Origin of the sequence: Microvirga sp. TS319, assembly GCF_041276405.1 — a bacterium.
Taxonomy (GTDB): Bacteria; Pseudomonadota; Alphaproteobacteria; order Rhizobiales; family Beijerinckiaceae; genus Microvirga.
This window is the reverse complement of record NZ_JBGGGT010000002.1, coordinates 3,919,818-3,933,206: the sequence shown is the minus strand read 5'-3', so window position 1 is coordinate 3,933,206 and position 13,389 is coordinate 3,919,818. Positions and strand designations below refer to the sequence as shown.

Below are 13,389 nucleotides of genomic sequence, written 5' to 3'. Positions count from 1 at the left end.
CATCGTGCGAAAAGTGGATCCGGTTTTTCGCAAGAACGATGCGCTTCTCTCGGAGGAAGCATCGGATGCATTCCCAAAAGTGGATTCCCCTTTTCACGTCCGATGCTCTAGAACGGGCCGAGTGCCTCACATTCCCTAGCCCAGCTGGATAAAGCCTTGGCTCAGCCCCGCATTTTCCGTTTCATCGCGCAGGCCTTGCTGGGGCTGCTGCTCCTGGCATGGCTTCCTGCCGTCGGGAATGAGCTGGAGAGCCTGTTTCTGCCCCAGATCGAGGAGACGCTTTCCTTCTCTGTCCCTTCCGATGATGGCGAGCGTGACCGGGAGACGGCCCGGGATCGATGGAGCGACGGAGACGCGCCGCTTCTCCCCACCGTCTGCCGCTTGACGGCTGGCGTACAGGGACGAGGCTTTACCCGGGAGGCGACGGATCCGCTTCTGACGCTCGATCTTCTCGAAGCCTGGCGCGCGACGGGACCACCGGCTCTTCACGTCTGAATCCATCCGGACGTGCAGTATTCAGCTGCCGCCGGCCGCCCGCATTGCGTCTCCGGGAAGGAGCGCAGCCGTCTCTTCTTCGAACAGCATTGAACCGCCGGTTTCAGAAACGACAACCGGTCTGCACGACACCACGGGATCGCCGGTTCCTCGCTCTTCGAGCGCTAAGCAAGTTTTCGCCATGGAAGCCTTACTCCCTCAAATTCTCAAAGTTCTCGGCATTGTCTGGATCAACATCATCCTCTCCGGCGACAATGCCGTGGTCATCGCGCTGGCATGTCGCGGCCTTCCGCAGGATAAGCGCCGCCTCGGAATGATTCTCGGATCCGCCGTTGCGGTCGGCCTGCGGATCGTCTTCACGGTGATCGTCGCGGCCCTCCTGTCGACACCGTTCCTCAAGATCATCGGCGGCCTGCTGCTCCTCTGGATCGCCGTGAAGCTGCTCGGGGGCGAGGATGACGAAGGCTCGGTGAAGGAGACGGATCGTCTGCTTCAGGCCGTCTGGACGATTGCGGTGGCCGATGCCGTCATGAGCCTCGACAATGTTCTGGCCATCGCAGCCGTGGCGCAGGACTCGACTTTCCTGTTGATCCTTGGACTGGCGATCTCGATCCCCCTGATCGTGGCCGGAGCGGCCCTCATCATGATGCTGCTGGACCGCCTGCCTTTTCTGGTCTGGGCCGGAGCGGCTCTCCTGGGCTGGGTCGCGGGCGAGATGCTGATTTCCGATCCTTGGCTCGTCGGCCAGCTTGGGGAGAGTTTCAGCCACAAGGCTGAAATCCCGACGGCGATCATTGGAGCGCTCCTCGTGCTAGGCATAGGCTATCTCGTGCGCCAGAGGACGGCGAACGAGGCGTAGCTCTCGCGCAGGCCGCCGCTTCGGCCATGACCCAAGACGAGGAGGTTGCCTCAGCAACCTCCTCGTCAGAGGTTGTCTTAGGCGCTCTAATCGGGTAGGGAAGAGATCAGGCCCTACCGCCTCAAGCACCCGTAGCTCAGCTGGATAGAGCGTTGCCCTCCGAAGGCAAAGGTCACACGTTCGAATCGTGTCGGGTGCGCCATCAATTTCTTAAACCCCGTCAAAGACTTGGCGGGGTTTTTCGTTGCTTGAGTGTTAGGGTGGATCGGGTGCGAAAGCTCGTCCGCAATACTAGCCATGTTCAGGGGCATCAGGGCGATCATCGAAACCTTTCAGCGTATTAACGATCAGACGATGTCTCGGGTGAGAGAGTTCGCGAACCAGTACGGATGCTCCACCGAGGCGGCGCTGACGTATCTGCTCAAGGTTGGGAGTATCCTCAACAGGCCGATGAGGATGATGAGGTCTATGCGGCGCGCCTTGAGGCGCTGCCGGATCCGGATGTGAAGGTCTACTGGGGCCTTCGGGCCCGAACGACCTGTGAGGTTCAGTGACTGAAAGTTCGGAGAGGCCAAAACATTGAGGCCATGCTGCCCCATAGACGAGCAGCGCGGCCTCAGCAGGCAACTTCAGTTCGGCCGCGGCCTCAGAACTTCCAGATGAAGTTGCCCTTGAGGGCGTGCTCCTGCGCCTGGGATCCGATCTGGCCCACATAGGCGGCGCCGAGCGTCACAGCGGGAGTGATCTGCCAGTCGAGACCGGCCTCCGCCACCAGCGCATTGCGATCAATCGGCGTGCCCGCCACCGTGAAGGCCGATGCGCCACCGCTGAAGGCGAGCAGCGCTTCAGGCGCGACATCGCCATAGGCATGGCGCCAGCCGAGCAGGCCGCGTGCAATCAGCGGCACCGTATCACTCAGGCGGGCTTCCGCCCGCACGCCCAGCGTGGTGGTGGCCAGATCCTGATCCTGAGCGTAGCCGGCGAGCGCCGCGGGCCCGCCTTCCTCCCGGAAGGCATTGGTGTGCAGCCGCAGCACCGAGGCGCCGACGAACGGCTCCACCTGCGCGGCGGCCAGATCGACGCGATAGCCGATCTCGCCAAAGGCCTGCGCCGTCCAGCCGTCATAGGAGGCGCTGACCTGATCGCTGAAGCCCGGGAACTGCACCTGCCGCCGGGTGTCGATGTCATGGCCCGCGTAGGAGGCGCCGACGCGCAGGGTGACGTTGCCCCAGGAGCCGGAACCGTAGAGTGCGCCGAATACCGTCTCATTCGAGCCCGAGGAGAGACGGCCGTCCACATCGAAGGTGGTGCGGGTGAAGCCAGCCGCAAAGCCAACGCGGAAGGCATCCGCCACTTGGGCATCGGCACCGAGGATGAAGCCTCCTGTGGAGGTGTCGAGCCTTGCGGCATTGGCACTGCCGTCTACCTTGCCCCAGGACCCGAAGCCTTCGCCCCACAGCGCAAAGCGGCGGGGATCGAAGGTCTGCACCGGAATGGCGGCAGGCTGGCGAGCAACACCGGGCCGATCGGCCGCGTAGGCCGCCGCGTACGTGCCCTCGATCTGCGCGAAGGCAGGTATGGGGCTGCCACGCAGGCGACTGAGCACGGCATTCTGCACATGGCCGGCGCTGCTGAAGGCGGTGGTCGCGGCCGAAGCGTGCGCCTCGCCGGAGAGCGCATCAAAGGCCTGCCTTGCACCGGGGACGCTCTGGCCGATCACAGCATCGAACAGATGGTTGCCGGTGCCAAGAGCCTCGACGGCATCTGCCACCGCATATTGGTTGCCGGTCACGGCCACAGAATGGAAGGCCACCGGCTGCGGCGCTGGTGGCGTCGGAGGCGTTGGCGGCTGCGGCTCGGTCTTACGCACGAGCGTCAGGTTGACCGCCTTGGCGTCGTAGCCGAGGCTCGGGGTCAGGAACGCGAGGTTGGAGCTTACATTCGTAAAGGTGCCGATCACCCCGCCATCCGCCGAGAGGATGGTATAGGTGGTGGAGGGCTGATAGTTGCCGTTCTCCGCCAGCACCTGCACCGTGCCGCCGTTCAGGGTCGCCGTGCCAGAGGCTGTGATGCGATCCGCCTGGGTGGGATTGGCTTTGACCTGGTAGATCGAGCCTGCCGCAAAGGTGACATTGCCGTTCACCGTCAGCGTGCCGATGCCGCCGCTGCCAGGCGCGATGATGGCGCCATTCTCAGCCGTAATGGCACCGAGCGTACCGATACCCGAAAGAGTGGCGCCATCGGCAACGGTGAAAGCTGCATTCTCAATCGTTGCGTCGGCGACCAAGCGCCCTTCCAGCACATCGATTGGAGCAGCGGCCGGGTTCGTGCCAGTTAGCGTCCATGTAGAGGAGCCAACCTTCTGAAACGTGCTGAAGTTCGAATACTGAGTGCCGAGCTGTGACGCGTCGAACGTTCCTTGCCCGGTGCCGCCAAGGCGCAAGGTGTTCGTCGTGTCGAAACCAACGACGTTACCGATGATTGAGTAGCCTGGAAGCAAAGTGAGGCGGTTGTTCGATTCATAAAAATTGATCGCTGTGCCCGTTTCGGACGAAGCTTCAATCGTACCGCCGACGGTTACGTCGGCCCGATCCCCGACAGAGATCCCTGTGCCGTAGCCGGACACTCGCCCGCCGGAGAGGACGAGCAGAGTGAGATCCTGGCCGGCATCGATGGCAGTACCTTTGCCGCTTGTTACGATGTCACCGCCAACAGTGATGTTTGCTCTGTCCCCTGTTTGAACAGCGAATGCAGACGCGGGTGGGTTGCCGATAGCATCAGCCCTGACTTCTCCTCCCGAGAGAATGAGGAGGGAAAGATCGTTTCCGGTGCGGATACCCGTCGAAGTCTTGCCTGAAGAAACGATATCTCCGGCCACAGTGATCTGAGCGCCGTTTCCTAGTTCTATGGCAGTGCTTACCGGTGGGCCGCCACCGGTAACGTTGTCTTGGACGACAATGCTGCCATTGGCTCCCACATCAACTTTCACGTTGTCGGCTGCACCGAGAATACCGGTCGTATTCGGCGGGAGTGCCGAACAGGTGATTTGTGACCCGGCGCTGACGGACGTGAGTGAGCCGCCCCCGCTTGTAATGGTGCAATCAGCCCAAGCCGGTGTTGAGACCGTGACATGGGAGACGAGTGTGAACACGACCAGCGAGGCGCTGGACAGCAGGGTAGTCCGTTGAGACATGGCGGATTAAGCTTTTGTGAGGGACAGGCAAGGAGCTTGCTGACTAAACGTTAGAGAAGCCCTCTCTTCAATCCGTTATAAACTTTCAAAGACGAAGGATTTATTCCTGAGTTGCCGGATTACCACAGAGTCAAGGGCGGGACTTCTCCCAGGCGGCGATCAGCCGGGCCCGGGCCGCAGGCCACTCGTCGCGCAGAAGGCTGAACCGCATCTGATCGAGGCGCCCCTCTCCTGTCAGGGAGCGCACTTCCTGCCGCAGCACGCCTTCCAACTGCCATCCGCCCATCCTCATGCGGTGAATGACCTTTTCGTTCGTGGTCAGGGTCGTGGAAATTGCTTTCTCAATTCCGATCTTACTAAACATCCAATCGAGCAGCATGATGCCTGTCTCGACGGCGACGTCCTCACCCCATTTGCTTCGGTCGACGGCCAGGTGCCATGTCGATGTCTTGTGGAGATCATTGAGCTCGACCACCCAGAAGCCGACCTGTTGCTGTGTTGTGCGCTCAAAGATGCCGAAGAAGTAGCGGCTCGTGTTATCAAAGCCTCCCCAGTAATCGGTAACCTGGGCGGACGTTAGTGAACGGGGAGGCAGGTTCATAGGGGCCATCATCTCCGGATCCGAGGCCCAGCGCATGAAAGCTTCTGGCGAATCACTCCTGTTCATCGTGCGCAGCTCGAAGCGCTCGGTGCGAAGGATGATTGGCGTAGGGTTGTTCATGGCTGCATTCCCAGGGATCAGCTGCACAAGAGAGGTAAGGCTCTTTGCAGTCAAGACGTGAGAGAGATGTGGCACGCCTCAGGCGCTCCCTCATCAGGATACGATGGTCACCGCAGGCCTCAGACAGCCAACGGCATCTGAGGCGTCGGGGAAAAGTTGGGTGCGGTTGGGAATTTCTAGCGCCATGAGACGGCGGTCCTTGTTTCGCCGTTCCGAGTGTACCAGGGGTGCCTTGCACCGCCCGGTGGTCGAGCCGATGCCTACGGGGTCAATGGCCTGCGCCAGTTGCGTCAACGATAAGGCCGAGTAAACACCACTGCATGCTGCATGTGCACCGCGCTTGGAGTGCATTGTGGCAGAAGCTCCCTGCTGGTTCACTTTGAGCATGCCCCTCTCTCGACCGATGAAATGCTCAACGTCTTGAATGCGACGGCGACCCGTACAAAGCAGGCAAGAGACGCTCTGGGCAACTTGCTGAAGGAAAAACACGCTGCGTGAATTCGGCAGAAAGCTGTCAGGGAGCGCACAGACGGCGCTCAAACGCTCGATAAGATTTTATGGCGAGCGAGTTACTCTCCGAAGGCAAAGGTCACACGTTCGAATCGTGTCGGGCGCGCCAATTTCTGATAAATGTATCAAACACTTATCTGGAGATAGGCTCTTCTTCCGTGGGGGAATTTTATTCTGGTGTGCCAGTGGTGTGTCAAAGACGCCGCCCCTGCGCTCTTGAAAATTGATAGATGCGGGTTCTCTTGCCTAGCCTTCCCTGCGAATCGGGTCGCCGTATCAAGCTACAGCACCGGACATGGAATCGACCCCACATCCGATGCGGTCAGTCCATGTTTCTGAGCATCTTTTCACGCAAACCCGGTTCCCACTTTTGCGTCCGATGCTTTAAGACATCGGACTGGCAGGCAAGTTCAAGAAGTTTCGGTTTGGGCTGAAGTGTGATTCTCTTGTGATAGCAGGAGGTGGATCATGTCCCAGAGCTTCTCCTTGGATCTGCGCGTGCGGGTTGCGGGCTTTGTCGAGGCGGGCCATTCCTGCCGGCCTATTCGCCCGACTTCAACCCGATTGAGCAGGCCTTTGCCAAGGTCAAAGCGCACCTGCGCAAGGCCGAAGCCCGCACCTTTGATGCGCTCTGGCGGGCCCTGGGAGACATCTGCGATCTGCTCGAGCCGCCGGAGTGCCGGAACCATCTCAAGGCCGCCTGATATGCGTCCGAGGCTCTAGCAGTCCGGTTCGCCGGGTTGTTCTCCTTCAGGAGGGGCGCTGCGATCTCCGGGTTGAGCAGGGCCTGAACTGAGTGCGTCGCTCGCGATCCTGCGACTTGACCCCGTGGCCTGACTGGCCGATGTATCCCCGCGTCTCCCTACCTAGTCTTGGAAGAGTTATGCCCCAACTGGATTTGCAGAATCAGAATTTCATCAGCATTGCCGCAGATATTGTCTCGTCCTACGTAGCGAACAATTCAGTTCAACGGGCCGACTTGCCGGGCGTCATCGCATCCGTTCACGCCGCTCTTCAAGGTTTGTGCGGTCCTAAACAGGAAGAGACTGAGAGGCCCCAGCCAGCCATACCGGTTCGTAAATCTGTCACGCCGGATTTCCTGATCAGCCTTGAAGACGGGAAGAAGTACAAGTCACTCAAGCGCCATCTCGGGAAGCTCGGGCTCACCCCGAGTGCGTATCGGGAGAAATGGAGTCTCCCGGCCGATTACCCGATGGTGGCTCCCAGCTATGCCGCCAAGCGTTCGGAACTCGCCAAGAAAATGGGCCTTGGGCAGCAGAGGAAGAAGACCGCTGCAAAATCGGCTGCTGTGTCGGATGAGATTGTCACGACCCCATCCGAGACCGCCAAGCCGAAGCGCCGCGCACCAGCCAAGAAGAAGACGAGCTAGTAGGCTCTTAAAGTCGAACGCCGAGTGCCTTACGCAGCAGCAATTGCTTTGAGGGCGCGTTAGGCTGTGCTCGGAACAGAATGGCGAGGAGGCGGTACATCCGCGCGCTCCTCGCCTACCTTTCGGCTGTCGTGATCTTCGGCTTTGTAGGGTTAATAAGCTGTTAATTTACCAACAGAAGGCAGCTGCGACCTGATATTTGGTTTTGCAGATTGCGCTGATACCCGGCCGGAGAGCAGGGGATGAGGTGAAGCGACATGAATCAGCACTTGTCACGTCAGCAGGCTTTCCAGAGCTGAAACCTTTCGTCCGGCAGACACGGGCGGCAGCTTCCCCGCATTCTGCCCTGCCATTTTGGGAAATGCTGCACTGCTCTGATGCATAAACAATCCGTGCCGTGGGCGGCAGCTTGCCGGCAATGTCCTGAACCGCTGTCACCCCAGCCTTCAGGTGCGAGCTGATAGTCATCGTAACATTGTCCGCCATGGTCTCGGCTGTGGGAGCTTCGGAGCCAGTGCAGCCCGCCAACCCGGAGAGACAGAAGGAAATGAGCGCCGTACATTCAAGGCGACTGCCTTTCATCATCTTCCTCAGTGTGCGGAGCATCGGAATCTAAGCGAGCTATTGAGCTATTCCATGACAATTGATTTGGCACAAGACAGGCACGTGACCTGCGAGCCCGTACAACTGTCCCGATAAGATCCCCGCCTGCTTCCGTTGACCTATGGCCGGAGTTCCTGCGGCGTTTGCAGGAGCTGCCGGACGTACATTTCCGCCACAGGCGAACGGCCCCTCTGGGTCGCTAGCACATCGTGCGAAAAAGTGGACCCGGTTTTTCGCCAGAACGATGCACTCTTCCCAGGAAGGGAGCACCGGAGGCGATCCCGAAAGGGCAAATCCACTTCCCGCGTCCGATGCTCTAGCGCACGGATCTGCTCCACGCTGTCAGGCGCAACGAACAGGTCGGCCAGGGTGCTTGTGTGGCGGCCGAGCTAAGCCCGTTCCGCAGCGTCCCAGACCTGCATCACGGCGGAAAACCCGGCTGTCTTGCTCCCGCCAGAGCCGTGGCGGGGAGAGATCGCTATCCTTACCGAGCCTCATGGGTGTGTGCCGGCAGACTGCCCCTCAAATCGACTGTTCTGCCTCATACTGTCTCGACCGGGATACTCCTTTCGCCCACGGGGCGATAGATGCCCGTGGGCGAAGGCCGAAAGAGCCCAGGAGGTAGTTCTTAGGTTCTCCTGAGAGGGGGCAACAAGCGGATACCTCATGGTTTAAACTCCTGAACAGGGAGTATAAACATGCGTGCTGTTACTGTTGTTGCGGTGATCATATCCGTACTCTTCCCCGAAGGGACCTTCGCCCAGGATTGGAAATCCCCGACGGGCGAGCAGGCGGCCCGGTGGGATGCCTGCTACAAGGAGACGAGACTGATCCACCGGACCCACAACATGTCCCAGGAGCCCTATCGGGCCATGATCGAAGAGGCGCGCAAGCTGCATATGCAGACCTGCATGGCCCGTGCGATCTCTCCTCGCGCAATCGTCTCGGCGGAAATTTCCGAGAGGAGGACCCCGTCCACCATTGCCGCCTGGTCCGCCAATCCTTGAGGCCCATCGTGCAGGGTTATCCCAAGGCCTCGCCGAGCCGGGTTGCCAAGAATTTCGATACTGTATTACGATGGCTCCCGTTTCTTCGGCGATCCGTACCCATTGAGTCTGCTTGGTGATCCGGCCCGTCGATGCGGCCAATGCGTATCGTAAGCCCATCCCCGCATCATCGAGGTGGGAAGATCAAGGGGGACTCATGACTTCATCCGGGCAACGTCGCACCAGCCCTCGGACCAGAACCCTCCTCGAGGGTAGCATCGTCTACAACAACGGCCTTTCCCGCATGGACTGCACAATCAGGGATCTGTCCTCGACCGGCGCGCGCCTCGTCTTCGCTCAACCGGTCAGGATCCCGGCGGAGTTCGAACTGCAGATCCCGAGAAAGAGGATCACCCGGCGGGCCCAGATCATCTGGTATGACGGGCGAACCCACGGGATCATGTTCCTGGACAGTGGGGACAAACCGACTGAAGGCGCGCCTGCCCACAGGCAGGACGGCGGCAGATTCCCGCCTCTCGCCCAGGACGCGCCGGGCGTATCGGCCATTCTGGAGGAAGCCCGCCGGCAAATCGCGGAGCTTCTCGACATTCCGGCAGATGCGATCACCCTAAAGGTCGAAGTCGCACGCTGAAGAGTGGGCACGGTCTTCCGAGCCAACCGGTATTGCCCGCGCATGAGGCGCGGGCGACGGATGCCGAAATCCGAACTCGCTCAAGACGCCCGCTGCCTGCCTGCCGATCCCATGTGCGTGGAAGTGGCATTCGTCTCATGCGGTGCCGCGCTTTCGGGTGGCGAACCGGATTCCCTTCGCCGAAAAACGCTCGAGCGCATCGTGCAGAAAAGTGGACCCGGTTTTTCGCAGGAACGATGCGCTGTCCTCTAGAGCCTTTTCCGCAAAAGTGGATGCCGGTTTTGCGAAGAAAAGGCGTCTTTCTCAAACAACAAATGCCTTTTCCGTGAACCGAAGTTCATGGAAAAGGCTCTAGTGGAAGCATCGAATCGATCCAAAAGTGGGATCCACTTTTCACGTCCGATGCTCTATGCCACCATCCATTCGTGATCGGGATCGTTGTGGAATTTCCAGATCCGCTTGGGGCCTGCCATCACGTTCAGGTAATAGAGCTCGTACCCGTGCGGCGCGCCCACGGGGTGGTAGCCCTCGGGCACCAGAACCACGTCGCCGTCGCTCGCCGCCAGCGTCTCGTCGAGCGAGCGGTCGTCGGTATAGACGCGCTGCAGCGCGAAGCCGGTCGGCGGATTGAGGCGATGGTAGTAGGTCTCCTCCAGCAGAGACTCGTGCGGCAACCTATCCCGGTCGTGCTTGTGGGGCGGATAGCTCGACCAGTGTCCGGACGGCGTGATCACCTCCACCACCAGCAGGCTTTCCGCAGGCTCGGTTTCGGGCAGGATGTTGCGCACGTGACGCGTGTTGGTTCCCTTGCCGCGCGTCTCCTGTCCGACCTGGTCGGGACGGATCACGCGCGCCGGCAATCGGCCCTCGGCCGGCGCGGTGCAGACGGCGATCTCGCAATCCGTTTCGGCCTTGAGCGACCATTCGGAGCGGGCGGGCGCGTAGAGCGACCACGGATCCGGCTCGAACGGCGAGGAGCGCCCGCCGATCACGCCGAAATCCTGGCCTGCCGCTCCCACATGCGCCTTGCCCGAGAGCATGACGATGCAGGCTTCCCGGTCCCCCGTCGGCGCTTTGAGGCTCTGCCCGCTTTCGAGCCGGTAGACCTCGAACCCCACATAGGTCCAGCCGGCGGAGGCCGGAGTGATGGAGTGAATGCGCCCGTTCGCATCGGGCTTCGACGGCTTGACGAGAAGCTTTGACATCGCGAGCCTTCCTTATCGCAGGCCGGCTTCCTTGAGGAAGCGGGTGAGATTGGCATAACCCATCTTGGCATAGGTGAGCGGATGGGCCTTCTTCGGATCCTGCTCGGCTTCGATCACGACCCAGCCGCTATAGCCTGGCAGTTCCTTGAACACGGAGACGAAATCCACCATGCCGTCGCCAGGCACCGTGTAAACGCCCTCGATGACGGAATCGAGGAAGCTCCAGCCCTCCGCCCGAGACGTCTCCATCACGGCCTTGCGGACGTCCTTCGTGTGCACGTGGCTGATGCGGCTGCGATAGCGGCGCGCCAGCGCCGCCGGGTCGGCGCCGCCCCAGGTGGCGTGGCCCGTATCGAGCAGCAGATGGACGGCCTCGCCCGTGGAGCGCATGAAGGCGTCGATATCGGCCTCCGATTCCACGATGGTGCCCATGTGATGGTGATAGACCACGCGCACTCCTTCCTGCAGCGTCCGCTCCGCCACCTGCGTGATGCGGCGGCCGAACTCGGCCCAGTCGCCTTCCTGCATGACGGGACGCTGCGAGAGGGGCTTGGAGCGGTCGCCGTGAATGGCGTTCGACGTCTCGGCGAAGACGAGCACGTTCGAGCCCATGCTCTTGAGAAGATCGAGATGCGGACGCAACGCCTCCATCTCCGCATCGGCGCCGCGCCTGAGGAGCTCGGCGGAATACCAGCCGGACACGCAGGCGAGTCCGAAGGGCGCGAGCGCGTTTTTAAGCGCTTCCGGCTCGCGCGGAAATTTGTTGCCGAGCTCCATGCCCTCGAAGCCGGCCTCCCTGGCTTCGGCGAGGCAGACCTCCAACGGAGTCTCGCCGCCGAGTTCGAGCATATCGTCGTTGGACCAGCCGATGGGGTTCGCCCCGATCCGGATCGTCATCTGTCGTTATCCTTCTTTTTTGATCAGTCGCCCACGCGCTGCGCGGCAAGGGCTGTTTCATAAGTCTTGCGGGCCGTCTTCACCTGCTCGCGTGACGAGACTTCCGGCACCGCCACATCCCACCAATGGCCGCCCTCGTCGGTGGAGAGGAGCGGGTCGGTATCGATGACGATCACCGTGCTGCGGTCGGCCGTGCGTGCCTGTTTGAGCGCATCTTCCAGTTCGGCGATGCTCTTCACCTTCAGCGATCGCGCGCCGAGGCTGGCCGCATGAGCCGCGAAGTCGATCTCGGGCAGGGCGACATGGTTCGTGTGCTGAAGCAGGTTGTTGAAGCTCTCGCCGCCGGTGGCGCGCTGCAGGCGGTTGATGCAGCCATAGCCGCGGTTGTCCAGCAGCACCACAATGAGTTTCAGTCCCAGCATCACGGATGTGGCGAGCTCGGAATTCATCATGAGGTAGGAGCCGTCGCCCACCATGACGATCACCTCGCGGGAGGGATCCGCCATCTTCACGCCGACGCCGCCCGCGATCTCGTAGCCCATGCAGGAATAGCCGTATTCCATGTGGTAGCCGAGCGCGGTGCTGGCCTTCCAATGCTTGTGCAATTCTCCCGGAAGGCCGCCCGCTGCGCAGACCACCACGTCGGTCGCAGACGAGCTGCGCTGCACCGCGCCGATCACCTGAGCGTCCGAGGGCAGCTCCGCGTTCGTCGGATCCGTGAAGCGCGCCGCGATCTCGAACCAGCGGGCCTTTTCCTCGCGGCCCTTTGCGCTCCACGCCTCCGGCGCCTTCCACTCACCGAGCGCGCGGCTCAGTTCTTCGAGGCCCGCGCGCGCATCGCCGACGAGCGGCAGCGCATTGTGCTTCGTGGCGTCGAAAGCCTGGACGTTCAGGCCCACGATGCGCCGCTCCGGATTCTTGAACAGGGCCCAGGAGCCGGTGGTGAAGTCCTGCAGGCGCGTGCCCACGGCGATGACCACATCCGCGTCCTCGGCGAGGGCATTGGCGGCTTTCGTGCCGGTGACGCCCACGGAGCCGAGATTGGCCTGATGGTCGTGAGGAAGGCTCGACTTGCCGGCCTGCGTCTCGCCGACGAAGAGACCATGCTTCGACGCGAAATCCGCGAGCGCCTTTTCGGCGTCGGAATAGAGCACGCCGCCGCCTGCCACGACGAACGGCTTCTTCGCGTTGCGGATGAGAGCGGCCGCTTCCGCGAGTTCCGCAACATCGGGGCGGATGCGGCGCGGCGTCCAGATTTTCTCGGCAAAGAAGCTCTCGGGATAATCGTAGGCCTCGGCCTGCGTGTCCTGGCAGAGCGCGAGCGTCACCGGTCCGCACTCGGCCGGGTCCGTGAGCACGCTCATGGCGCGCTGGAGCGCCGGGATGATCTGCTCGGGCCGCCAGATGCGGTCGAAATAGCGCGAAACCGGCCTGAAGCAGTCGTTGGCCGACACCGTGCCGTCCGAGAAGTTCTCGATCTGCTGCAGGACCGGGTCGGGCTTGCGGTTGGCGAACACGTCGCCCGGCAGAAGCAGGACGGGGAGGCGGTTCACATGCGCCACGGCGGCGGCCGTCACCATGTTGGTCGCGCCCGGGCCGATGGAGGTGGTGCAGGCCATCATGCGGCGGCGGCGGGAGGCCTTCGCGAAGGCAATCGCCGCATGCGCCATGCCCTGCTCGTTATGGGCCCGAAAGGTGGGAAGCCTGTCGCGCACGCCATGCAGCGCCTCGCCCATGCCGGCGACGTTGCCGTGGCCGAAGATGGCCCAGACGCCGCCAAACAGCGGCATGACCTGTCCGTCGATCTCCGTCTTCTGCGCGATGAGGAACCGGGCGATGGCTTGCGCCATGGTGAGGCGGATCGTGCTCATGGGCGTT

The 13,389-nt window shown here is 61.7% G+C and carries 10 protein-coding genes, 1 tRNA gene and 1 pseudogene; 7 read left to right on the top strand and 5 right to left on the bottom strand.

Translation table 11 applies throughout. The features are described from left to right. The first annotated feature begins 156 nt into the window (after positions 1 to 156). The 3 genes from AB8841_RS27900 (at position 157) to AB8841_RS27890 (ending at position 1,556) form a co-directional block, all read left to right on the top strand. On the top strand, positions 157 to 495 hold the full coding sequence (locus tag AB8841_RS27900; protein ID WP_370438984.1) for a hypothetical protein: 339 nt from the start codon (positions 157 to 159) through the stop codon (positions 493 to 495). A gap of 181 nt (positions 496 to 676) precedes the next feature. Continuing rightward, a complete protein-coding gene (locus tag AB8841_RS27895; RefSeq protein WP_370438983.1) occupies positions 677 to 1,354 on the top strand; it encodes a TerC family protein in 678 nt (225 codons plus the stop codon). A gap of 125 nt (positions 1,355 to 1,479) precedes the next feature. Then, positions 1,480 to 1,556: transfer RNA gene (locus AB8841_RS27890), tRNA-Arg, on the top strand. Positions 1,557 to 2,000: 444 nt separating this feature from the next. On the opposite strand, the gene AB8841_RS27885 is transcribed toward AB8841_RS27890, so the two are convergent. Together AB8841_RS27885 and AB8841_RS27880 are read right to left on the bottom strand one after the other, a co-directional pair. After that, positions 2,001 to 4,505, bottom strand: coding sequence for an autotransporter domain-containing protein (locus AB8841_RS27885; RefSeq protein ID WP_370438982.1), 2,505 nt, complete (start codon positions 4,503 to 4,505; stop codon positions 2,001 to 2,003). 172 nt (positions 4,506 to 4,677) lie between these two features. Next, positions 4,678 to 5,268, bottom strand: coding sequence for a GNAT family N-acetyltransferase (locus tag AB8841_RS27880; protein WP_370438981.1), 591 nt, complete (start codon positions 5,266 to 5,268; stop codon positions 4,678 to 4,680). Positions 5,269 to 6,308: 1,040 nt separating this feature from the next. On the opposite strand from AB8841_RS27880, the pseudogene AB8841_RS27875 reads away from it, so the two are divergent. From AB8841_RS27875 to AB8841_RS27860, 4 genes and pseudogenes are all read left to right on the top strand, one after another. Beyond that, positions 6,309 to 6,482, top strand: a pseudogene (locus AB8841_RS27875) (transposase); the annotation flags it as partial. 179 nt (positions 6,483 to 6,661) lie between these two features. Beyond that, positions 6,662 to 7,168 carry a MucR family transcriptional regulator gene (locus AB8841_RS27870; RefSeq protein WP_370438980.1) on the top strand — a complete coding sequence of 169 codons (507 nt, stop codon included), beginning with the start codon at positions 6,662 to 6,664 and terminating at the stop codon, positions 7,166 to 7,168. Between the two features lie 1,301 nt (positions 7,169 to 8,469). Continuing rightward, a complete protein-coding gene (locus tag AB8841_RS27865; RefSeq protein ID WP_370438979.1) occupies positions 8,470 to 8,778 on the top strand; it encodes a hypothetical protein in 309 nt (102 codons plus the stop codon). 196 nt (positions 8,779 to 8,974) lie between these two features. Further along, positions 8,975 to 9,409 (top strand): PilZ domain-containing protein, encoded by a 435-nt coding sequence (locus AB8841_RS27860; protein ID WP_370438978.1) that lies wholly within the window; start codon positions 8,975 to 8,977, stop codon positions 9,407 to 9,409. Between the two features lie 407 nt (positions 9,410 to 9,816). Here AB8841_RS27860 and iolB read toward each other — a convergent pair whose 3' ends face one another. Genes iolB through iolD form a run of 3 tightly spaced genes read right to left on the bottom strand, consistent with a single transcriptional unit; the run spans position 9,817 to position 13,382 of the window. After that, on the bottom strand, positions 9,817 to 10,614 hold the full coding sequence (gene iolB, locus AB8841_RS27855) for a 5-deoxy-glucuronate isomerase (protein ID WP_370438977.1): 798 nt from the start codon (positions 10,612 to 10,614) through the stop codon (positions 9,817 to 9,819). 12 nt (positions 10,615 to 10,626) lie between these two features. Beyond that, complete coding sequence (gene iolE, locus AB8841_RS27850) at positions 10,627 to 11,511, bottom strand: myo-inosose-2 dehydratase (protein WP_370438976.1); 885 nt, start codon at positions 11,509 to 11,511, stop codon at positions 10,627 to 10,629. 23 nt (positions 11,512 to 11,534) lie between these two features. Beyond that, complete coding sequence (gene iolD, locus AB8841_RS27845; protein WP_370438975.1) at positions 11,535 to 13,382, bottom strand: 3D-(3,5/4)-trihydroxycyclohexane-1,2-dione acylhydrolase (decyclizing); 1,848 nt, start codon at positions 13,380 to 13,382, stop codon at positions 11,535 to 11,537. Positions 13,383 to 13,389: the final 7 nt, after the last annotated feature.

Excerpts from the sequence above, each read along its gene's own strand:
- AB8841_RS27895 (WP_370438983.1), top strand. The coding sequence starts at position 677 with ATGGAAGCCTTACTCCCTCAAATTCTCAAAGTTCTCGGCATTGTCTGG.
- AB8841_RS27880 (WP_370438981.1), bottom strand. The coding sequence starts at position 5,268 with ATGAACAACCCTACGCCAATCATCCTTCGCACCGAGCGCTTCGAGCTG.
- iolD (WP_370438975.1), bottom strand. The coding sequence starts at position 13,382 with ATGAGCACGATCCGCCTCACCATGGCGCAAGCCATCGCCCGGTTCCTC.
- AB8841_RS27870 (WP_370438980.1), top strand. The coding sequence starts at position 6,662 with ATGCCCCAACTGGATTTGCAGAATCAGAATTTCATCAGCATTGCCGCA.
- iolE (WP_370438976.1), bottom strand. The coding sequence starts at position 11,511 with ATGACGATCCGGATCGGGGCGAACCCCATCGGCTGGTCCAACGACGAT.
- iolB (WP_370438977.1), bottom strand. The coding sequence starts at position 10,614 with ATGTCAAAGCTTCTCGTCAAGCCGTCGAAGCCCGATGCGAACGGGCGC.
- AB8841_RS27865 (WP_370438979.1), top strand. The coding sequence starts at position 8,470 with ATGCGTGCTGTTACTGTTGTTGCGGTGATCATATCCGTACTCTTCCCC.
- AB8841_RS27860 (WP_370438978.1), top strand. The coding sequence starts at position 8,975 with ATGACTTCATCCGGGCAACGTCGCACCAGCCCTCGGACCAGAACCCTC.